At 56.6% G+C, this 21,289-nt stretch carries 19 protein-coding genes and 1 tRNA gene; 5 read left to right on the plus strand and 15 right to left on the minus strand.

Translation table 11 applies throughout. The features are described from left to right. Positions 1-353: 353 nt before the first annotated feature. Genes rfbB through rfbC form a run of 4 tightly spaced genes read left to right on the plus strand, consistent with a single transcriptional unit; the run spans position 354 to position 3,739 of the window. Positions 354-1,415, plus strand: a complete 1,062-nt coding sequence (gene rfbB / locus HEP82_RS08085; RefSeq protein WP_192457617.1) for a dTDP-glucose 4,6-dehydratase — start codon at positions 354-356, stop codon at positions 1,413-1,415. Next, entirely contained in the window at positions 1,412-2,278 is an 867-nt protein-coding gene (gene rfbA / locus HEP82_RS08090) for a glucose-1-phosphate thymidylyltransferase RfbA (protein WP_192457618.1), read from the plus strand. The genes rfbB and rfbA overlap by 4 nt, the downstream gene beginning before the upstream one ends. Before the next feature lie 21 nt (positions 2,279-2,299). Then, on the plus strand, positions 2,300-3,172 hold the full coding sequence (rfbD, locus tag HEP82_RS08095; protein ID WP_192457619.1) for a dTDP-4-dehydrorhamnose reductase: 873 nt from the start codon (positions 2,300-2,302) through the stop codon (positions 3,170-3,172). 9 nt (positions 3,173-3,181) lie between these two features. Further along, on the plus strand, positions 3,182-3,739 hold the full coding sequence (rfbC, locus tag HEP82_RS08100; RefSeq protein ID WP_192457620.1) for a dTDP-4-dehydrorhamnose 3,5-epimerase: 558 nt from the start codon (positions 3,182-3,184) through the stop codon (positions 3,737-3,739). 235 nt (positions 3,740-3,974) lie between these two features. Here rfbC and HEP82_RS08105 read toward each other — a convergent pair whose 3' ends face one another. The 10 genes from HEP82_RS08105 to HEP82_RS08150 form a co-directional block, all read right to left on the minus strand. Beyond that, positions 3,975-4,340 (minus strand): MCP four helix bundle domain-containing protein, encoded by a 366-nt coding sequence (locus tag HEP82_RS08105; protein WP_192457621.1) that lies wholly within the window; start codon positions 4,338-4,340, stop codon positions 3,975-3,977. A 571-nt stretch (positions 4,341-4,911) separates the two neighbouring features. Next, positions 4,912-5,433: a gamma carbonic anhydrase family protein gene (locus HEP82_RS08110; protein ID WP_192457622.1), complete on the minus strand. Its 522-nt coding sequence runs from the start codon at positions 5,431-5,433 to the stop codon at positions 4,912-4,914. Positions 5,434-5,986: 553 nt separating this feature from the next. Then, positions 5,987-6,060, minus strand: a tRNA-Gly gene (locus tag HEP82_RS08115). An 81-nt stretch (positions 6,061-6,141) separates the two neighbouring features. Then, entirely contained in the window at positions 6,142-6,813 is a 672-nt protein-coding gene (locus tag HEP82_RS08120) for a LysE family translocator (protein ID WP_192457623.1), read from the minus strand. A gap of 60 nt (positions 6,814-6,873) precedes the next feature. Continuing rightward, entirely contained in the window at positions 6,874-7,629 is a 756-nt protein-coding gene (locus tag HEP82_RS08125) for a helix-turn-helix transcriptional regulator (RefSeq protein ID WP_192457624.1), read from the minus strand. 78 nt (positions 7,630-7,707) lie between these two features. After that, a complete protein-coding gene (locus tag HEP82_RS08130; protein ID WP_192457625.1) occupies positions 7,708-8,697 on the minus strand; it encodes a DUF979 domain-containing protein in 990 nt (329 codons plus the stop codon). Positions 8,698-8,700: 3 nt separating this feature from the next. Beyond that, positions 8,701-9,420 carry a DUF969 domain-containing protein gene (locus HEP82_RS08135; protein WP_015854953.1) on the minus strand — a complete coding sequence of 240 codons (720 nt, stop codon included), beginning with the start codon at positions 9,418-9,420 and terminating at the stop codon, positions 8,701-8,703. A gap of 162 nt (positions 9,421-9,582) precedes the next feature. Continuing rightward, positions 9,583-11,316, minus strand: coding sequence for an acetyl/propionyl/methylcrotonyl-CoA carboxylase subunit alpha (locus HEP82_RS08140; protein WP_192457626.1), 1,734 nt, complete (start codon positions 11,314-11,316; stop codon positions 9,583-9,585). A gap of 21 nt (positions 11,317-11,337) precedes the next feature. Then, on the minus strand, positions 11,338-12,942 hold the full coding sequence (locus HEP82_RS08145) for a 5-oxoprolinase subunit B/C family protein (protein WP_225622388.1): 1,605 nt from the start codon (positions 12,940-12,942) through the stop codon (positions 11,338-11,340). A 2-nt stretch (positions 12,943-12,944) separates the two neighbouring features. After that, on the minus strand, positions 12,945-13,712 hold the full coding sequence (locus HEP82_RS08150) for a LamB/YcsF family protein (protein WP_192457628.1): 768 nt from the start codon (positions 13,710-13,712) through the stop codon (positions 12,945-12,947). A gap of 309 nt (positions 13,713-14,021) precedes the next feature. On the opposite strand from HEP82_RS08150, the gene HEP82_RS08155 reads away from it, so the two are divergent. Further along, a complete protein-coding gene (locus HEP82_RS08155) occupies positions 14,022-14,690 on the plus strand; it encodes a GntR family transcriptional regulator (RefSeq protein WP_192457629.1) in 669 nt (222 codons plus the stop codon). An 85-nt stretch (positions 14,691-14,775) separates the two neighbouring features. Here the strand turns inward: HEP82_RS08155 and lysS are convergent, their stop codons facing one another. From lysS to xerD, 5 genes are all read right to left on the minus strand, one after another. After that, the gene (gene lysS / locus HEP82_RS08160) at positions 14,776-16,293 is read right to left on the minus strand and encodes a lysine--tRNA ligase (RefSeq protein ID WP_192457630.1); all 1,518 of its coding nucleotides are present in this window, start codon (positions 16,291-16,293) and stop codon (positions 14,776-14,778) included. 9 nt (positions 16,294-16,302) lie between these two features. Then, positions 16,303-17,401 (minus strand): peptide chain release factor 2 gene (gene prfB / locus HEP82_RS08165; protein ID WP_192457631.1). Its coding sequence is split into 2 segments (ribosomal slippage): positions 16,303-17,325 and positions 17,327-17,401, totalling 1,098 coding nucleotides; the frame shifts between segments, so codons are not numbered across the junction. Between the two features lie 133 nt (positions 17,402-17,534). Further along, positions 17,535-19,268 (minus strand): single-stranded-DNA-specific exonuclease RecJ, encoded by a 1,734-nt coding sequence (gene recJ / locus HEP82_RS08170; RefSeq protein WP_225622381.1) that lies wholly within the window; start codon positions 19,266-19,268, stop codon positions 17,535-17,537. 15 nt (positions 19,269-19,283) lie between these two features. Further along, positions 19,284-20,003 (minus strand): bifunctional protein-disulfide isomerase/oxidoreductase DsbC, encoded by a 720-nt coding sequence (gene dsbC / locus HEP82_RS08175; protein WP_192457633.1) that lies wholly within the window; start codon positions 20,001-20,003, stop codon positions 19,284-19,286. A gap of 84 nt (positions 20,004-20,087) precedes the next feature. Further along, positions 20,088-20,987, minus strand: a complete 900-nt coding sequence (gene xerD / locus HEP82_RS08180; protein WP_192457634.1) for a site-specific tyrosine recombinase XerD — start codon at positions 20,985-20,987, stop codon at positions 20,088-20,090. Positions 20,988-21,289: the final 302 nt, after the last annotated feature.

The raw sequence follows: 21,289 nt of genomic DNA on the forward strand, positions 1-21,289 counted from the left end.
AAATAACAGCATGACCCACCAATAAACGTCTATGCCGGCGTGTTACGCCGGCATAATGTCACATCAGGCGGCAGTCTGCACAGCGGCACCCCTTCGGACATTCATTCCCTTTCAATACATCGTCATTCGTCAGCAGTTCCACTGTTATCTTATGAATTACTGTATAAAATACCGCGCTGTTCCCACGATGAAAAACTCGCCAGAACATGGATTTCACGCTCGATAATCGGTTTAATGAGCACCCGAGAATGGATGGAAAGCGCCGAACCCCCATCCTGAATCAGCAATATCATTTATAGTTATGCCTTTCCGTTGTCCGGCAGGGCTTGTCATTTAACGTTGGAATCTGACTTATGAAAATATTGGTTACGGGCGGTGCGGGCTTCATCGGTTCCGCTGTAGTGCGCCACATCATTAATAATACGGCAGACGCGGTAGTCAACCTCGACAAGCTAACCTACGCTGGCAACCTTGAATCACTCACCACCATCGATAAAAGCGAACGTTATGCTTTTGAACGAGTGGATATCTGCAACAGAACGGCATTAGACAGCGTGTTTCAGCAACACCAGCCTGATATGGTTATGCATCTGGCGGCGGAATCGCATGTTGATCGTTCCATCGACGGCCCAGCCGCTTTTATTCAGACCAATATTGTCGGTACCTATACCCTGCTGGAGGCAACGCGCGCTTACTGGAGCGCACTGCCAGAGTCACGCAAAAACACATTTCGTTTCCACCATATCTCTACCGATGAGGTCTACGGCGATCTGGAGAAAACCGATGATCTGTTTACCGAATCGACGCCTTATGCCCCCAGCAGCCCATATTCGGCGTCCAAGGCATCCAGCGACCATCTGGTTCGCGCCTGGTATCGCACCTACGGATTGCCCACGCTAGTGACCAACTGTTCCAACAACTATGGCCCCTACCATTTTCCGGAAAAATTAATTCCACTGATAATATTGAATGCCCTGGCGGGAAAACCGTTGCCGGTCTACGGCGATGGCCAACAAATTCGCGACTGGTTGTTTGTGGAGGATCATGCAAGGGCGTTATACAAAGTCGTCACCGAAGGGAAAATCGGCGAGACATATAATATTGGCGGGCATAACGAAAAAACCAATATCGAGGTGGTGGAAACCATTTGTCAGCTGCTTGAAGAACTCGTTCCCCAAAAACCACAGCACGTTGTTTTTTATAAAGATTTAATTACCTATGTCAAAGATCGCCCCGGTCATGATGTGCGTTATGCTATTGATGCCGGTAAGATTTCGCGCGAACTGAACTGGACGCCTCATGAAAGTTTCGACACCGGAATTCGAAAGACAGTCCTGTGGTATTTAAACAATAAGTCATGGTGGAATCGCGTACTTAGCGGTGCTTATCACGTCGTAGAAGGAAATCGTTCATGAAAGGCATTATCCTGGCCGGAGGCTCCGGCACCCGCCTGTATCCCATAACGTTGGCTATCTCAAAACAGCTGATACCGATCTATAACAAACCCATGATTTATTACCCGCTGTCTACGCTGATGCTGGCGGGTATTCGCGAAATACTGATCATTACAACGCCCGAAGACAACCAAAACTTCCGCCGCCTGTTGGGCGACGGTAGCCAATTTGGCATTCATATCGACTATGCCATCCAACCCAGCCCCGATGGTTTGGCGCAGGCCTTTATCATTGGTGAAGAATTCATCGGCAACGACAGTTGCTGCCTGGTGTTGGGAGACAATATTTTTTATGGGCAATCCTTTGGTAATACGTTAAGGAAAACAGCGCAAAAGACGGCTGGTGCCACAATCTTTGGTTATCAGGTTAAAGACCCTGAACGTTTCGGCGTGGTCGAATTCGATGCGAACATGAATGCCGTATCCATTGAAGAAAAACCCGTATCACCCAAATCGAACTATGCAGTAACAGGCCTTTATTTCTATGACAACAGAGTTATCGACTTTGCCAAGCAGGTAAAACCCTCACATCGCGGCGAACTCGAAATCACCACCATTAACCAAATGTACCTGGAAGAGGGTTCGCTCAGCGTCGAATTACTCGGCCGCGGGTTTGCTTGGCTGGACACGGGAACCCATGAAAGCCTGCATCAGGCCTCCTCATTTGTACAAACAATAGAACATGTGCAAGGCATGAAAGTGGCCTGCCTTGAAGAAATTGCCTGGCGCAACGGATGGCTGACCAAGCAGGAACTCACGACACTGGCCCACCCCATGTTAAAAAACGAATACGGCCAATATTTGATGAATTTACTTCAGCAGTAACAGACTTTCTGGATAGAGAACATGCGAATTTTACTCACAGGCAGTCAAGGGCAGTTAGGGCAACACCTGGTGTCATATCTTAATGGAAAGGTCGAGTTGCTCGCGACCGGCCGTGACAGTCTGGATATTACGAACAAAAATCAGGTCATCGATAAAGTTAAAACATTTAACCCTGATTATATTATTAACGCAGCTGCTTACACTGCAGTGGATAATGCGGAAGATGATAGCGAGCGTTGTTACGCCATCAATCGTGATGGGCCAGCCCATCTGGCGGAAGCCGCCAATATTGCCAATGCGGTACTTTTGCATATTTCCACTGATTATGTCTTCGACGGCAGCGCTGAACAGCCTTACACCGAAGATATGCCGACAAATCCGCTAAATGTCTACGGTGCCAGCAAGCTGGCGGGTGAACAAGCGGTGGCGGAAATAGCCCGTAAATTCCTCATCATCAGGACATCATGGGTATTCGGTGAATACGGCAATAATTTTGTCAAAGCGATATTACGTCTGGCGGCGACCCGCAACATGCTGAATATCGTTAATGATCAGTTTGGCGGCCCCACTTATTCAGGCGATATCGCCAATACATTAATAAATTTAATTCACTATATTGAGCACGGAAATACGCCAGCATGGGGAATTTATCATTATTCCGGCACGCCCGCTGTAAGCTGGTTTGAATTTGCCGACGCCATTCTCGAGCGAGCCAAAGCGCATAATTTATTTGAAGCCTATCCAAAACTCTCAGGCATTCCGTCTGTAGATTATCCGACCAAGGCTAAACGCCCTGCCAACTCCGTCCTCAATTGCGATAGAATAGCAAAACAATTTGGATTGGCGCCCAGTCAATGGCTGTCAGCAATAAATGATATTGAAAAATATAAGTGATTTAACTTTATGAATATATTCGATACGAAAATCCCCGATATCAAGATCATTGAACCAACAGTATTTGGCGACGAGCGGGGGTTTTTCATGGAAACGTGGCATCAAAAAAGATTCGAAGAACTTGTCACTCAACAACCATGCCGTTTTGTCCAGGATAACCATTCAAAATCCAGGAAAGGAATTCTACGCGGGTTACACTATCAGACAGAAAACCCACAAGGGAAACTCGTTCGCGTTATTGCCGGTGAAGTGTTTGATGTCGCCGTAGATATCCGCAAAAAATCCCCAACGTTCGGCCAATGGGTCGGCGTTTACCTGTCCGCGCAAAATAAACGTCAATTATGGATTCCAGCCGGGTTCGCTCACGGTTTTTATGTCACCAGCGATGAGGCGGAATTCGTTTATAAATGCACCGACTATTACACTCCCTCAGCGGAACATTGCATTATCTGGAATGATGAATCGCTCAATATCGATTGGCCGATCGGAAATGATACCGCCGTGCTTTCCGCCAAAGACGAGAAGGGTAAAAGGCTCCAGGACATTGCGCCGCACGATCTGATGTAGGCCCCGGTAGGCGTTCTGCTCCGATAGCCGCGTCGGTACTCCCGACGCGGCTATCGTATTCTTCGTACCTTCATAACACATGACAGGCGTGAACATCGGTTTCCTTCAGCTGCGCGTCGACGTCGCGCGGTCGGATGCATGACTCATCGGTCAAAAAGATCGCCAGTCGCTCTCATCGCTGCCGGAAGTCCGCCGAGATGGCGTTGCAGGTTTCAACGCCAGAGATTTTGGCAAGTCAGGAGCAGGATATTTCGATCTTGTCGACGCCTCTTTTTCCAAAAGCGGAAATACGCTGACGGCCCGCTCCAACTGTTCGGCCTGCTGCTGCATTTTCCTTAGAGGCGCTGGCATTCTCCGCAGCGAAAACCGCCACCAGCGAAGGGTCGCTGCTGCGCGCCGTCGCACGCTGTACGCCGGCCGACAATGTAGAGTGCCAATCGGCGACCAACCGCTCCTTGCTCAACGGTATTTGCATCATATCCTGCATGCTGATATTGATTTGCCGAAGCTGATAAGCCCCCACCACCAGCATGATCACAGAAAATATGATCAGCACGCCAAACCCTTCCCCCAACCGAAGCCCAATCTTGTAATTTTTCATGCGCTATCCTTTTGTGTGTAGTGCAACATCCTGTCTTACAAGCTAATTTCCACTCAATCGTAGTACATATTTTTATTGTATGACGGCGCACAGTTACCATGGCTGCGATGCCATTTTCGCTGTGCACTGTTCACTTCGCCGGGACAACCTTTCACGGAGGTCGTACAACTATCCGCCACTCGAAAACCTCGGGCTAATAAAACTCGGCATGGTAACGCAACGCTTTAAAACGGAAGGGAAAACCCGGCGCGGGCTCACAAATTCATGGGGGATTACACCGTATCCCGGAACGGGAAAATCGCCGATACCGGCCAAACCGCGTATCAGGGCGTCGTTGGGATGATGGGACTGGGGGCGATTAAAAACACACGCCCTTCATATCACACCGTGGACATCCTCATCCCGAAAGGGTGGGCAGGCATTCCGACTCACACACAGCCCTTGCCCATAGACACATCCTTGCCATTATTGCCGTCACGACAACACAATTCAGTTCATGGTTGGGCGGTCATTTTTAGCCGTCTCCAGGTGCAAAAAACCAGCGGCTCTGCACCTGTAATTCCACTTGCGTCTAGAGTTCCTGTAACTCTAGGGCATAGTGTTGCGCTTTTTCGACGTACCAATGGGTTCCTTCATGGATGCCCTCGATTTCTTCAGGCGTTAACGCTCGAACCACCTTGGCGGGCGCCCCCATAATCAATACGCCATCTGGGAACACTTTGTTCTCGGTAATCAATGCCCCGGCCGCAACCAGACAGTTACGCCCAATTCGGCAGCCGCTCAACAGAATCGCTTGCATACCAATCAGCGATCCTTCCCCGATATGGCAAGCATGCAACATAGCCTGATGACCAATAGAAACATTAGGCTCGATGATTATTGGGCCACCGACATCGACATGAAGCGTACAATTATCCTGAACCGAGGAACCTCTACCGATATGCACCAGATCGTTGTCGGCACGAATAACGGTACCAAACCAGACACTGGCCCCCGGATCCAGACGAGCCTGACCAATAACATCCGCGCTGGGTGCAACCCAGGCATCTGCGGCGACTTGCGGTTTTAACTTACCAAATTGATAGAGCGGCATGACGTCCCCTTACTTATTTATTGTGTGATTTATTCTCGTGCAGAATACACCCCAAATTTGTGGAATAAATCGCCATGGATCGCCCAAATGCTTGAGAAGCGTTGAAATATCGCAGTACCTAGTACGAAATCATTCAATATAGGCTCGCTTTAACCTATCCCGCACGCACGTCAGTGACCCGTTCATCGCTAGCGGGAACCGGCAAGTTTCGGTCTGAGGTCGGCCGCCGCTCGTTGGCTAATAAATGTGGGCCGGCGTAAAAGCCGTAAATGGTGATATCACAATGTATTGCGGCATTTGGAAAGGGAAATGGCGGCGATCGATTACTGGCGAAGCCACTACGTTGAACTCTTCGGGACAGTGTTACCGCTCATGGATGCCTCAGCATCCTTTTTCAAGCCATCAAAAATGATGCTGAAGCGTCAACGCTATCCCTGGAATCCCGTCGAGCCTGATCGAGTAACACCAAATAGTTACGGTTTAAATATGAATGGGTTAATAAATTTAGTTGCATGAGCTAGAGGAGATTTGGCACAGCGAAGAGAAGAAAATCTGGAGCGGGCGAAGGGAATCGAACCCTCGTATAGAGCTTGGGAAGCTCTCGTTCTACCATTGAACTACGCCCGCGTAGAAAGTGCATCGCATTATAGCGCTATCTGTCTGGCGGGCAAGACAATATCGGCTGACTGCGCGTGTTTTGAACAGCCATCAGCGCAAAGGCAGTAATAACGTCTGATATCCGTTGATGATCACCTGAGCGGCAAACCCGGCGAACAGCACTGCCGACAGCGCGCTACAGTAAAAAGAGAGCCGTCCTTTTAGCGCACCGCGACCGTATTTCACCAACAGCGCCATAAACAATGTCCAGAGTACGCCACCGGTAAAAAAACCGGCCAGAAACAGCGACACCTGCCCGACGGAGCCATCGGTCGACTGGGCGATCAGCGTACCGCCGACCGCCGCAAACCACAGCAGCGCGCTGGGGGATGCCAACGCCATGCCGACGCCGCTGAAGAAATCCCGGTGCGCAGGAACAATCACAGTCGCCGCCCCGCTTCGCTCCCCCACCACATTCAGCCCCCGCTGCTGGCGATAATCCCGCCAGGCGCTACGCGCCATCGACCAGGACAACCACATCAGCACCGCACCGCCGCCAATCCACAGCAGCCAGCGAATCGGCGTATAGCTGAAGATCGCCGCCATACCCAACGCCGACAGCGATGCATAAATCAAATCGCCGAAGCAGGAACCCAGTCCGATAAAAAACGCTGAACCCGCGCCATCCCGCAGGCCGCGGTTAATAATGGCGGTATTGACGATCCCCAGATCCAGACACAACGACAGCGACAACAGCAGCCCGCTCAGCATCACCAGCAGCATCTTCTTCCCTCGATGGTTATTGTGCCGCCGAGCTTACGGCATCTGCATCTCGCTGTATTGTCAAAAATTGATGCGACGGAACTGCCCCGGCGTCATGGCGTTATAACGGCTAAATGCTTTGGTGAAATGGGCCTGATCGGCAAACCCCAGCGTAACGGCGACCTGGCTGATGCGCTCCCCTTGCCGCAACCGCCTACGGGCCTGGCGCATTCGCTCTTGCATCAGCCAGGCCAGCGGTGGGATCCCTACCGCCTGGGTAAAACTACGCACCAGATGTGCTGCCGAAATCCGCTCCAGCGCCGACATCTCTGCCAACGACGGCACTTCGCTAAAATCATCAGTCAGCCAGGATTTTATCCGGCGAATTCTCGCCGGCTCATGACGCGCCGGAGCGCCCGGCGTCGGCGCCTCGCTATCCATCAGCGCCGCCAGCAACAGCACCATCTGTTGCCAACGCTCCTCTCTCGTCAGGTCGGCATTCGCCAGCCACGCCAAACGACGCGCCAGCGTATCGTCGAGACAATACGGACGAGCAAACAGAAAACGGTGGTGAAATGCGGCTTCCAACGCCTGCGGCTGGACATAGAGCGAGACACACTGCCAGCGATCGTGAGAATGTTCGCTGCCTTGCAACTGCCCCGGATTATAGGTGGTCACCATGCGGGTATCGGCGACAAAGGTATCTCCATCCAGCCAAACCTGCTCAAGCCCGTGTAGGTTGGCGCTGATCACGAACTCGTCATGGCTGTGGCGCGGAAAATGCCGGCCATTGGTCAGCAGCGCCAGCTCAAAACCCCTATCGCGATATGTGATCATAGAACCCCCGGGAACCGCTGGAAGGCTGACAGTATCACCAAGCCCCCACAGCGGCAACCGGGCATCAGAGGCCGGAAATTACAGGAACAGCAGGAAATACATCAAGAACACATTGACCGTCAGCAGCGCCAGCCCGGTGGGAAACTGAGCGCGGATGACACCGTAACGATCCGGCAATTCCAGTAGTGCCGCAGGCACCAGGTTGAAGTTGGCCGCCATCGGCGTCATCAGCGTACCGCAGTAGCCGGAAAACATGCCGATAGCCGCCATCACCGCCGGGTTGCCGCCGTGCTGCAGGATCAGAATTGGAATACCGATGCCGGCGGTCACGATCGGAAACGCCGCAAACGCATTCCCCATCACCATAGTCAGCAGTGCCATCGACACCACATAGGTCAGCACCGCGATAAAACGGTGATCCACCGCCAGATAATGCTGGGTCAGGTAAGAAATGGCGGATCCCACCCCGGCGGAGGTGAACAGCAACCCCAACGTGGCGAGAATCTGCGGCAGAATAAACGCCCACCCGATGGAATCCAGCAGACGACGCGCCTCCTGCACCGAACGTACCGGCTTTTCGCCGGTCAGGCGCAGCGCAATCAGCCAGCCGATAATGCAGCCCAGCGCCATCGAAAACAGCGTGATCAACGTGGAATTATTGCCATTGCCGAACAGCGCCTGCTGCAAACCGCCGATATAGGTAAACGCCAGCACGCCCACCGCCGTCACCACCGGGATGGCCAGCGCAGGCAGAAACAGACGGTTGCCGAGACGGGCGGCGCTTTCCTGACGCTCCTCGTCGCTGCGCTGGTGATAACGGCCCAGCCTGACGCCGCCGCAACCGGCGATCAGCGCCATCACCACCACCATCAGCCCGACGGCAATATGCAGCGCACGCGGCGACATCAACGCCGTTGCCCAGTCACCCAGCAAAAACATCACGCCGTAAAGCCCCCAGAACAACCCGGTGGTCCAGCGACGCGGGTTGCCCCGATCGCCGCAGGACATCGCCGCCACCACCAGCAACAGGATACCGGCCAGCGTAAACAGATACTGTTGTTGAAACATGGCTTATTTCTCCTGCGCGCTCAGTTCACGGTAAACCGCCAGTTCGGCGTCCAATTTCCGATCCATCCGGCGCAGCCGCCAGGCGTGGATCAGAAATGCGCAAATGGCGGTGGGTAGCCCCCACAACGCAATGTGCAGCGGTTCGGTCTGGATACCGCCGGCCTGCTGCATAAAGTTGTGCATAAACAGGATGGCGCCGAACGCCACGAAAATATCTTCCCCGAAGAACAGCCCGACGTTATCGGTTGCCGCCGACATCGCACGCAACCGGTGACGCACCGCATCCGGCAACGTGCCGTGGCGGTTCTCAGTCGCACCTTCCGCCATCGGTGCCAACAGCGGACGCACCATCTGCGGATGACCGCCGAGGCTGGTCAACCCGAGCGCCGCTGCAATTTCACGGGCGAACAGGTAGACGATCAACAAACGCCCCGCGGTGGCGCTGCGAATGCTGGCGATCCAGGACTGCGAACGCTCTTTCAGTCCATAACGCTCCAGCAGCCCAATCACCACCAGCGGCAACAGCAGGATCAGCGCCAGATTGCGGGTATTGAGAAAGCCGGTGCCCAGCTTATCGAGGATGTCCGCCAACGGCATATTCGCCGCCAGGCCGGTGATAAGCCCGGAGACGATAACCACCAGCACCGGATTGAAACGCAAGAGAAAACCGATAACGATGGCCGCAATGCCCATCAGCGGCCAAAGATTCACTGCAGTTTGCATAGTCGCTCCCGATTGTGTCGCCCCCTACCGGTTCGGCAGATTGCACCGATACGGTAAGGATTGAGCCTGTTGTGATGACGTGTTGTGTGATGTTGTGTTGTTATCATGTTGTTTGCTGCGGCGCCGTATTCACGCGGGCGAACACGGCGCCGGAATACGACCTTACCCGGCGGTGATGCGGGCCAGCACTGCGCCCGCCTGCACCATCTCGCCTTGCGCCGCCAGCGGCTCCAGCTTGCCGCTACGGTGCGCCGTTACCGACGTTTCCATTTTCATCGCTTCCATCACGGCGATAACCTCCCCTTCCTGAACCTGTTCCCCGGCCTGACGTTGCCAGCACTGTAACACCCCGGAAATAGGCGCCAGGCAAGCGTGCGTATTCGTTGCAACGTCAGTAACGGCGGCAGATATCGCCGCGCCGGAACGCAGATCCACCCCAGAGAGCAGCCCGGCGGGAATGCCCAACTGATGACGCCGTCCGTCCAGCTCGATAAAGGCGCGCACCATCTCCGGTTCGCTGCCCGGCAGCGGACGCGGCGCGATGGCGATATCAGCGGCGAAATCGGTTTCAATCCAGCGGGTATGTACCTTAAACCCCTCGGCTCCCGTAAAATCAGGGTGATCGACCACCGCCTGATGAAACGGCAGCACCGACGCCACCCCATCGATGCTGAACTCCGCCAATGCACGCCGGGCGCGCGCCAGTGCAATCTCCCGCGTCGGGCCGCTGACGATAAGCTTGGCCATCAGCGAATCAAACGCGCCGGGGATGGTCGAACCGGATTTCACGCCGCTATCAAGGCGAATACCCGGGCCGGCGGGCGGATCGAACCGCGTGACCGTACCTGGCGTCGGCAAAAAACCGCGCCCGGCATCTTCCGCGTTGATACGAAACTCAAACGCATGTCCGAGCGGTTCAGGCATCGCACTCAGCGTCAATGCGTGTCCTTCGGCGATGCGGAACTGTTCCAGCACCAAATCGATCCCGGTAGTCTCCTCAGTGACGGTGTGCTCCACCTGTAAGCGGGTATTCACTTCGAGGAAAGACAGACGCCCGTCGCGGCTCAACAGGAACTCCACCGTTCCGGCACCGACGTAGCCCGCCGCCGCGCAGATATTCCGCGCCGCCAGTTCGATCTGCTCGCGCAGGCTGTCATTCAGGAATGGCGCCGGGGCCTCTTCTACCAGCTTCTGGTTGCGGCGCTGCAACGAACAGTCGCGGGTACCCAGCACCACCACGTTGCCGTGACGATCCGCCAGCACCTGCGCCTCGATGTGACGCGGCTGATCCAAAAACTGCTCAACAAAGCATTCACCGCGGCCGAAAGCGGTAATCGCCTCACGTACGGCTGAATCATACAGCTCCGCCACTTCATCCAGACGCCAGGCCACTTTCATACCGCGACCGCCACCGCCGTAGGCCGCTTTGATGGCGATCGGCAAACCGTACTCGCGGGCAAACGCCACCACCTCGTCCGCGCTGCCGACCGGATCAGTCGTGCCCGCGACCAGCGGCGCCCCCACCCGATGCGCCAGCTGGCGCGCTTTTACTTTATCGCCGAGCATATCGATGCTTTCCGGATCCGGGCCGATCCACACCAGCCCCGCGTCCTGTACCGCACGGGCAAATTCAGCCCGCTCCGACAGGAAACCATACCCGGGATGCACCGCGTCTGCGCCGCTACGCTGCGCCACCGCGATGAGCCGTTCGATATTCAGATAAGTTTCATCCGGACGCTGTCCCGGTAATACCCAGGCCTCGTCCGCCAACGACACATGCAAAGCCTGGCTGTCGCTGTCGGCGTATACCGCCACCGATTGCAAACCATAGTCGCGACAAGCGCGGATGATGCGTACGGCGATTTCTCCGCGATTGGCAATCAATACTTTTTTCATCGTTGTTCTCAGTGTCCCGTATCAGGCGGTACCGGCGTCGGCCGGCAACGTTAATGCAGAAAAAGACGCGACCGCCCGGAAGCGGATGCGGGCGTTGACTGGCAATTGTCCCAACAGATCAAGATGATAAGCGGCAACACAGCCAATCACCGGATAGCCGCCGGTCAACGGATGGTCGACCGCGAACAGCACTGGCTGCCCGTTGGGCGGTACCTGAATCGACCCGGCGCAGGTGCCTTCGCTGGGCAGTTCGTGCAGCACTGCCCGCGCCAGCGGCGTATCAGCCTGCAAACGCAGTCCGACCCGATCCGACAGCAGCGTCACTTGCCATTCCTGCTCGATCAGCGCCTGCCAGGCCTCATCGGTGAACCAGTCGGTGCGCGGGCCGGCCACCACGTCCAGCGTGACGGTTTCTCCCGCCACCGGCAACGTCACGTCGCCCTCATCCGATACCTCGACCGCCGTCAACCGCCCAGGCGCCGACACCGGCAACCGGGTTCCGGCCCGCAGCGGCTCAGGCCCCAGCCGCGCCAGCGTGTCGGTCGCTAGGCTACCCATGACCGGCGTCACGGCAAAACCGCCGCGCACCGCCAGATAACTGCGTACACCGCAGGAGGGAATCCCGAGCGTCACGGTATCGCCGTCATCCAACGCGATTGGCGTAAACGGGCGGGCCTGCCATACCGCACCATCAGCGCGAGTGATGGTCACGGGACAAGGTGCCCCCGCCAGCGCCATGACCGTATGGCCCTCCACCTGGAACGCGAGCCCACCCTGTACGATTTCCAACACGGCGGTGCCCGGCGCGTTCCCCACCAAACGGTTGGCGCGGCGCATCGCGCCTTTATCCATAGCGCCGGATGCCGAGATCCCCTGCCCGGCCAGCCCTGGGCGGCCGGCGTCCTGCAACAGCGTCTGCAACCCGGCGGTGTTCACCACCAGGGCGCAACCGGTATCAAGCGGCGAAGGGGGCGCCGTTGCCGGCAACGCATCCGGGCGCATCACGGACACCGGCCGACGGCGGTTATCGCAAAACGTCACCCGCGATCCCGGCTGCAACAGCGCCGGAACGTCGCGCGCCAGATCCCACATTTTCAGCGGCGTAGTACCAATCAGCTGCCAGCCGCCGGGGCTCTCCTGCGGGTAGACCCCGCTGAACAGACCGGCCAGCGCCACCGCACCGGCGGGAATACGCGGCCGCGGGCTGTTGCGGCGCGGTACGTTCAGGTTTTCCCCGCCGGACAGGTAGGCAAAGCCGGGCGCGAAACCGGTAAACGCCACCATATAATCGTTACCGGTATGGCGCGCGATCACCTCACTGACGCTGATGCCCAGCAACTCCGCCACCTGCGGCAAATCTTCGCCTTGATAATCCACCGGGATCATCACCCTTTCCCCCTGACGTGTGTCGCTACGGCCGAGATCACAACCGGCGATCGCCTGCGCCAACCGGGCAAAAGAGGTGATGTGGGGATTGAAGCGCACCAGTAACGTACGTGCCGCCGGGATCATCTCTTCGACCCCATCGGGCGTCGTGTAGCGCAGCGCGTCAAACAGCGACAGGGTTTCATTCAGATCGCGCAGCTCCACCAGCAGCGCATTCAGGTTGACCGGAAGAAAGCGCATCATCATTTCCCCAAACGGCAAGGCGCGATGACAACGCCCGCCTGCGTCAGCGTCTGGCGGATCTGGCGCGCCATCGCCACCGCGCCGGGACTATCGCCGTGTACACACAACGATTGCGCCTCAACGCGCACTATCGAGCCGTCGATCGCTGCCACCGTGCCGGTAGTCACCAGTTGCAACATGCGCTCGGCGACCTGTTGCGGATCATGCAGCACCGAGCCGGCCAACGAGCGGGATACCAACGAGCCATCGGCATGATAGGCACGATCGGCGAAGGCTTCGGCGACTGTGTGCAACCCGTGTTCGCGAGCCAGCGTCAACAGCGGCGACCCCGCCAACCCGACCAACGTCAACGTGGGGTCAATCGCCTTAAGCGCCTCGATCACCGCCAGCCCCTGACGGCGATCGGCGGCGATGGTGTTGTACAGGGCGCCGTGCGGTTTTACATAGCTCACCCGTCCGCCCACCGACGCCGCCAGCCCTTGCAGCGCGCCGATCTGATAGATAACGTCTGCCGTCAATGCATCACTGGCCACCTCCATGTTACGGCGCCCAAACCCGCTCAAATCCGGGTAAGCGACATGCGCGCCGATAGCGACGTCACGCGCCACCGCGGCCCGTAACGTTGCGCGGATACCGGCCGGATCGCCGGCGTGAAAACCGCAGGCGATATTGGCGCTGGAGACGATATCCAGCATGGCGGCGTCATCACCCATCTTCCAGGCGCCGAAGCTTTCACCCAAATCACTGTTCAGATCGATCTGTTTCATTGCGCTGTCCTGTTCTCATTCATACGTATGCTAAGCAAAATCGATGCCATTGCTCTGCAAAATTTATTTTTTGTTGATTTATTAATTACAAATTGTTGAACAATATGCAACACCCCTTCTTGCGTGCCATGTCATGCACTGAACACATGGTTGGGAACGACGGCAAATGCACCACAACAAGGCATGATACGCACTAAAATCAGGCAACCTGGATATCCCCTCCGCCCTCAGCTTGCTGGTGCAGGTTGTTCTGTGTGAAGATGACCGCCAGCAGCGCTTATGCATATCCAAGGGACCCAGCCTGACCCCATGACGACAAAAAAAGAGACCGCCGAGTCACCCCGTACCCTGAACGACAGCGTCGCCGAAACCCTCCGTAACCGTATAACCCTTGGCGAATTTCACCCTGGGCAGCGCTTGTCAGAAGCGGCGCTCAGCGAAAGCCTGGCCATCTCCCGCAACACGCTGCGGGAAGTGTTCCGCCTGCTGACGCAGGAAGGGCTGCTCCGCTATGAACCCAATCGGGGCGTCTTTGTCGCAACGCCGGATATGTCCTCCATCATCGATATCTATCGCGTGCGACGTATTATCGAATGCCAGGCGCTGGCTAAGGCTTATCCGATGCACCCGGCGGTCAAAACCATGCGGGCAGCCATCGAGCGGGCGCGTCAGTGTTGCGAACAGCGCGACTGGATGGGCGTCGGCACCGCCAACATGGCGTTCCACACCGCCATCGTCGAACTGGCGGATAGCAAACGCCTCAGCACTTTTTATCGCCATGTCTCCGCCGAACTGCGGCTGGCATTCGGCCTGCTGGACGATCCCGAGCACCTGTATGTGCCTTATATCGACATGAACGCTCATATTTTGTCGTTACTGGAAGCAGGCAATACGCAGGAAGCCGCCGACACGCTGGAAAGCTATCTCGATCAGTCGCAACGGGTAATTCTGGCGTACTGGTCGCGCCGCACGGAATAACCGCCACGCGCAAAAAGTACGGTTCGGGAACACAGCAGGACAGGAAAAGCTTCACCCGCCGGGCGGCGGGTGAAGTGGGAAAGGCTTATTTCTGCGGACGCATGGCCGGGAACAGAATCACGTCGCGAATGGTGTGACTGTTGGTGAACAACATCACCAGACGGTCAATGCCAATACCCAGACCGGCCGTCGGCGGCAGGCCGTGCTCCAGTGCAGTGACGTAGTCTTCGTCGTAGAACATCGCTTCGTCATCGCCGGCGTCTTTCGCCGCCACCTGATCCTGGAAGCGTTGCGCCTGATCTTCCGCATCGTTCAGCTCGGAGAAACCGTTGCCGATTTCACGCCCGCCGATGAAGAATTCAAAGCGGTCGGTGATTTCCGGGTTCTGGTCATTGCGACGCGCCAGCGGAGAGACTTCCGCCGGGTATTCGGTGATGAAGGTCGGCTGAATCAGGTGCGCTTCCGCCACTTCTTCGAAGATCTCAGTGACGATACGGCCCAGACCCCAACTCTTCTCCACCTTGACGCCGATGGATTCGGCGATGGCTTTCGCCGCGTCGAAGCTGTCCAGATCCGCCATGTTGGTTTCCGGGCGGTATTTCTTGATCGCCTCACGCATGGTCAACTTCTCGAACGGCTTGCCGAAGTCAAACGTCTGGTCGCCATACGGCACTTCGGTAGTCCCCAGCACGTCCTGCGCCAGCGTGCGGAACAGCGACTCGGTCAGTTCGATCAGGTCTTTATAGTCCGCATACGCCATGTAGAGTTCCATCATGGTGAACTCAGGGTTATGACGCGGCGACACACCTTCGTTACGGAAGTTACGGTTGATCTCGAACACACGCTCAAAACCACCGACCACCAGACGCTTCAGGTACAGTTCCGGCGCAATACGCAGATACATGTCAATATCCAGCGCGTTGTGATGGGTGATGAACGGACGCGCGGACGCACCACCGGGGATCACCTGCATCATCGGGGTTTCCACTTCCATGAAGTCGCGACCCACCATGAACTGGCGAATACCGGCCAAAATCTGCGAACGCACGCGGAATGTCTGGCGAGAATCGTCGTTGGCGATCAAATCCAGATAACGCTGACGATAGCGGGTTTCCTGATCCGCCAGGCCATGGAATTTATCCGGCAGTGGGCGCAGCGCTTTGGTCAGCAGACGCAGCTCGGTACAGTGGATGGAAAGCTCACCGGTCTTGGTTTTAAACAGCTTGCCGCGCGCGCCGAGGATATCCCCCAGATCCCACTTTTTGAACTGCTCGTTGTAGACGCCTTCCGGCAGATCATCGCGGGAAACGTAAAGCTGAATGCGACCGCCCACGTCCTGCAGGGTAACGAAAGACGCTTTGCCCATGATACGGCGGGTCATCATACGGCCAGCCACGGTCACGTCCAGGCCCAGCGCTTCCAGCTCGTCGTTGTCTTTAGCGTCGTAGCCGGCGTGCAGCCGATCGGACGTACTGTCGCGGCGGAAATCGTTCGGGAACGCCACACCGTGTTCACGCAACGCCGCCAGTTTTTCCCGCCGCGTTCTGAGTTCGTTATTAAGATCCTGCGCCTGTTCGGCACCCTGATTTTGTGGTTCAGACATGTGGATTCCTTATAAACCCGCTTTCAAGCTTGCTTCAATGAATTTGTCCAGATCGCCATCCAGCACCGACTGGGTATTGCGTGTTTCCACCCCGGTACGCAGATCCTTGATGCGGGAGTCATCCAGCACGTAGGAACGGATCTGGCTTCCCCAGCCGATATCGGACTTGTTGTCTTCCATCGCCTGTTTCTCGGCATTTTTCTTTTGCAGTTCAAACTCGTACAGTTTGGCTTTCAACTGTCTCATCGCCTGATCTTTGTTCTTATGCTGAGAGCGGTCATTCTGACACTGGGTCACGATATTGGTCGGAATATGGGTAATACGCACTGCGGATTCGGTACGGTTAACGTGCTGGCCACCGGCGCCCGATGCGCGGTACACGTCGATGCGCAGATCGGCGGGGTTAATCTCGATATCGATATCATCATCCACTTCCGGGTAAACAAACGCGGAACTGAACGAGGTATGACGACGACCGCCGGAATCGAACGGGCTTTTACGCACCAACCGATGTACGCCGGTTTCGGTACGCAGCCAGCCGTAGGCATATTCGCCGACCACTTTGATAGTAGCGGATTTGATACCGGCCACTTCGCCTTCCGACTCTTCGATAACTTCGGTCTTGAAGCCTTTGCTTTCAGCCCAACGCAGATACATGCGCAGCAGCATGCTGGCCCAGTCTTGCGCCTCGGTGCCGCCGGAGCCGGCCTGCAAGTCGATGTAACAATCGGCGCTGTCGTACTCGCCGGAAAACATACGGCGGAATTCCAGCTGGCCGAGTTTATTCTCCAACTGATCCAGCTCAATGATGGTTTCGTTGAAAGTCTCTTCGTCGTCTTCCTCTACCGCCAGATCCAGCAGACCGGTGACATCTTCCAGCCCCTGATTCATCTGATCGATAGTATCGACGATCATTTCAAGCGAGGAACGCTCTTTGCCCAGCGCCTGCGCGCGATCGGGTTCGTTCCAGACGTCGGGCTGTTCCAGCTCGGCGTTGACCTCTTCCAGACGCTCTTTCTTAGCGTCGTAGTCAAAGATACCCCCTCAGAACAGCTGTCCGGTCAGACAGGTCCTGAATGCGGTTTTTTACCGGATTAATTTCAAACATGATTTTCGTTCTTTATGGTTGGTCATAGATGGCAAAACAGATTCAAACCGCGCATTGTAGCGGATTAACACCGTGGTTTATAGCCGTTTGCCGCTAATTCGGCCAAAGGCGCCCCGATTCAGGTTGGCCGCCGTTACAGCGGCCAAAGATGCTCGATCAACAGTTGCACCGAACGCTTGCCGCGATACTCATTGATCTCCAGCCGGTACACCATTTCCACTGCATTAATACTCGGATCAGGCCAGATGGCGGTATCGACATTAAACGCGATGCCATCTAACAACGGTACCTGTCCGGTTCCGCCGATGGGTTCAAACATCGCTTTCAAATGGCGCTCTTTTAACAAACGGGGCTTCAGAATACGAAAGCGGCCATCAAAAGACGGTTCCGGAAACGACTGCCCCCACGGCCCGGCTTCCCGCAGCATTTCCGCCGTTCCCAGCGTCAATTCCGGCGCGGCCAACTCGCCATCGGACCAGATAACCCCTTCAAGATGCGAGGCATCCAGCCACTCGCTTACCAGTTCGCCAAACCGCTCGCGAAACCGGTCAAACTGGCGCTCTTCCAGCGACAACCCGGCAGCCATGGCATGCCCGCCGAATTTCAGCATCATCCCCGGATGAAGGGTGTCCAGGCGCTCCAGCGCATCCCGCAAATGCAAACCGGGAATCGAGCGACCGGATCCTTTCAGTACGCCGTCACCCGCCGGCGCGAACGCAATCACCGGGCGATGGAACCGCTCCTTGATGCGCGAGGCCAGAATGCCCACCACGCCCTGATGCCATTCCGGGTGATACATCGCCAACCCATACGGTAATGTTGCCTGGCTGCGCTCCAACTGTTCACACAGTTGCAATGCTTCCACCTGCATGCCTTGCTCGATTTCCCGGCGCGTCTGGTTTAACGCATCCAGCTCGCTGGCCAGCATGCGCGCCTGTACGATGTCATCACACAGCAGCAGCGCCACACCGACCGACATATCATCCAGTCGCCCGGCGGCATTAAGACGCGGCCCCAGCGCAAAACCGAGATCGCTCGCCACCAATTTACCGGCATCACGGTTGGAGACTTCCAGCAACGCGCGAATCCCCGCGCGACACTTACCGGCCCGGATACGGCTTAACCCCTGCGCCACCAGAATACGGTTGTTGGCATCCAGCGGCACCACATCCGCCACGGTGCCCAACGCCACCAGATCCAGCAGTTCCGGTAGCTGAGGAACCGCAAGATTGCGTTGCGCAAACCAGCCGCTGTCGCGCAGACGTACAAACAGCGCCATCATCAAATAGAACGCGACGCCGACGCCCGCCAGCGACTTGGAAGGAAAGGCGCAATCCGCCAGATTCGGGTTAATTATCGCGTCCGCCGACGGCAGGGTTTCCCCCGGCAGATGGTGGTCAGTCACCAACACCCGGATGCCGCGCTGATGCGCGTCGTCGACCCCGGCATGGGAAGAGATACCGTTATCGACAGTCACGATCAGATCTGCGCCTTTAGCCGCCGCCTGCGCCACCACCTCCGGGCTCAGACCGTAGCCGTCCTCGAAGCGGTTCGGCACCAGATACTGCACCTGATCGCACCCCATCGCCCGCAGCGCCAGCACCGTCAGCGCGGTACTGGTGGCGCCGTCGGCGTCAAAATCGCCCACCACGACAACGCGCAACTGCTCGGCTAACGCCTGGCACAATAAATCTACCGCCGTCCCGATACCGGTCAATTGGCGATAATCCAGCAACCCGCGCAGGCTGCGATCCAGTTCCTGCGGGCCTTTCACCCCGCGTAACGCATAAAGACGCCGCAACAGCGGCGGCAGCGTGTCCGGCAAATCGCCGTGTTCCACCGTCGGACGGCGGCGAAGTTGAGGCATTACATTCACTGAGACTTAACCACCCGATTTCTGCGACGCCCGATGCGCTTCCAGCATCGCCATCATCTCTTTCGGATCCTGATACCCCGGCACTACCGTGCCGTCATCCAGCACAATCGCCGGTGTGCCCTGGACACCGAACAGAATACCCAACTGATAATGGGGCGCGATGACGGTTTTACAGGTGGCCGGCGAAATCTCATCGCCTTTCATCGCCGCGTCGAACGCCTTGTTACGATCCGCCACGCACCAGATGGACTGCATGTCTTTCTCAGCCTGCGAGTTCAGCCCCTGACGCGGAAACGCCAGATAACGCACGGTAATGCCCAGCGCGTTATAGTCCTTCATCTGCTCATGCAGCTTGTGACAGTAGCCGCAGGTGATATCGGTAAATACCGTGATCACATGTTTCTCCTTCGCGGCTTTGTACACAATCATCTGATCTTTGAGTGCTTCCATCTTGCTCATCAGGATACCGTTGGTGACGTTAACCGGCGTTTTGCCGCCGACATCGTACAACGGCCCCTGCAACAGATGCTTGCCGTCCTCGGTGATGTACAGCACGCCACTTTCCGTCAACAGCGTTTTCATCCCCGCGACCGGCGCCGGCTGAATCTCGGCGTTCTGCAAGCCGAGACGGCTCAACGTTTGTTTGATGGCTGCGTCATCCGCCTGAGCAACGCCGCCGCTCATCATCGCCGTCAGTACCGCCAGCACTAATACCTGTTTCTTCATCGATAAAATCCTGTTTTGAGGGCGACTGCCCGTGGCCATCCATCACGAACGGCCCTGTCGCCATAATCCTGCACGCCACCAGCCTCACGCTCGTGGATGATGCTGCTGATGCAGCTGTTTCAGACGCTCGGTGGCGACATGGGTATAAATCTGCGTAGTAGAAAGATCGCTATGCCCCAACAGCATCTGCACGACCCGCAAATCCGCACCGTGATTTAGCAGGTGAGTGGCAAAAGCATGACGCAAAACATGCGGAGAAAGTCTGGCGCTGTCAATACCGGCGAGCATCGCGTAGTGCTTTATCCGGTGCCAGAAAGTCTGGCGCGTCATTTGTCGGCCGCGGGTGCTGGGGAACATCACGTCGAGCGTTTGCCCGTCCAGCAACCAGGGACGGCCATACTCCAGATACTGTTCCACCCAATACACCGCGTCTTCCCCCAGCGGCACCAGCCGCTCCTTGTTGCCTTTGCCGATCACGCGCACCACGCCCTGGCGCAGGCTGACATCGCTCATCGTCAACCCCACCAGCTCAGAGACGCGCAACCCAGTGGCGTACAACACCTCCAGCATCGCTTTGTCGCGCAGTTCCAGCGGCTGCTCGGTGGCCGGTGCGGCCAGCAGCGATTCGACCTGCGCTTCCGTCAGATCCTTGGGTAAACGCTGGGGCAATTTGGGAGAAGAGAGCACGGCGCTCGGGTCATCCGGGCGAACTTTTTCCCGGTAGAGATACTGAAATAGGCGCCGCATGGCGCTCAGCAGACGGGCTGAGCTGGTCGCCTTGTAGCCGCCGTCCACCCGTTCGGCCAAAAAAGACTGCAGATCATCGGGACGGGCGTCAGACAGGCTGACATGGTGATGGGCCAGCCACGCCGCTAGCGTGCGCAGATCGCGGCGGTAGGACTGCAGCGTATTCTCCGCCAGATTGCGCTCCAACCAGACGGCATCCAGGAACTGTTCAATTCGCATCTGGTCTTGTTCGTTCATCCGCTTTTCCTCCTGTATGCCGTTGCCGGGCTCGTATTATGCCTCACCCACGCCGTCGTGGCCTAAAACGCGATGGGAATAGGCGCTAAATCCCCCCGTCGACGCGGTCGCCCCCGGCATTAACGCCCTATCATCGAAAATACCGCTGATGAGTACAACCTGTTGTACTTGAAACAAAAAAATCCGTGAATAAATTCACATTTTCGCCTCAATATTTCGCATTTTCCCATGACGTGCCAGGTAGCATGACCTTCATCACAAAATGACCAACCATGCCCAATCAATACTGATTCCAACAAGAA

Source organism: Musicola keenii (assembly GCF_014855505.1).
GTDB lineage: Bacteria > Pseudomonadota > Gammaproteobacteria > Enterobacterales > Enterobacteriaceae > Musicola > Musicola paradisiaca.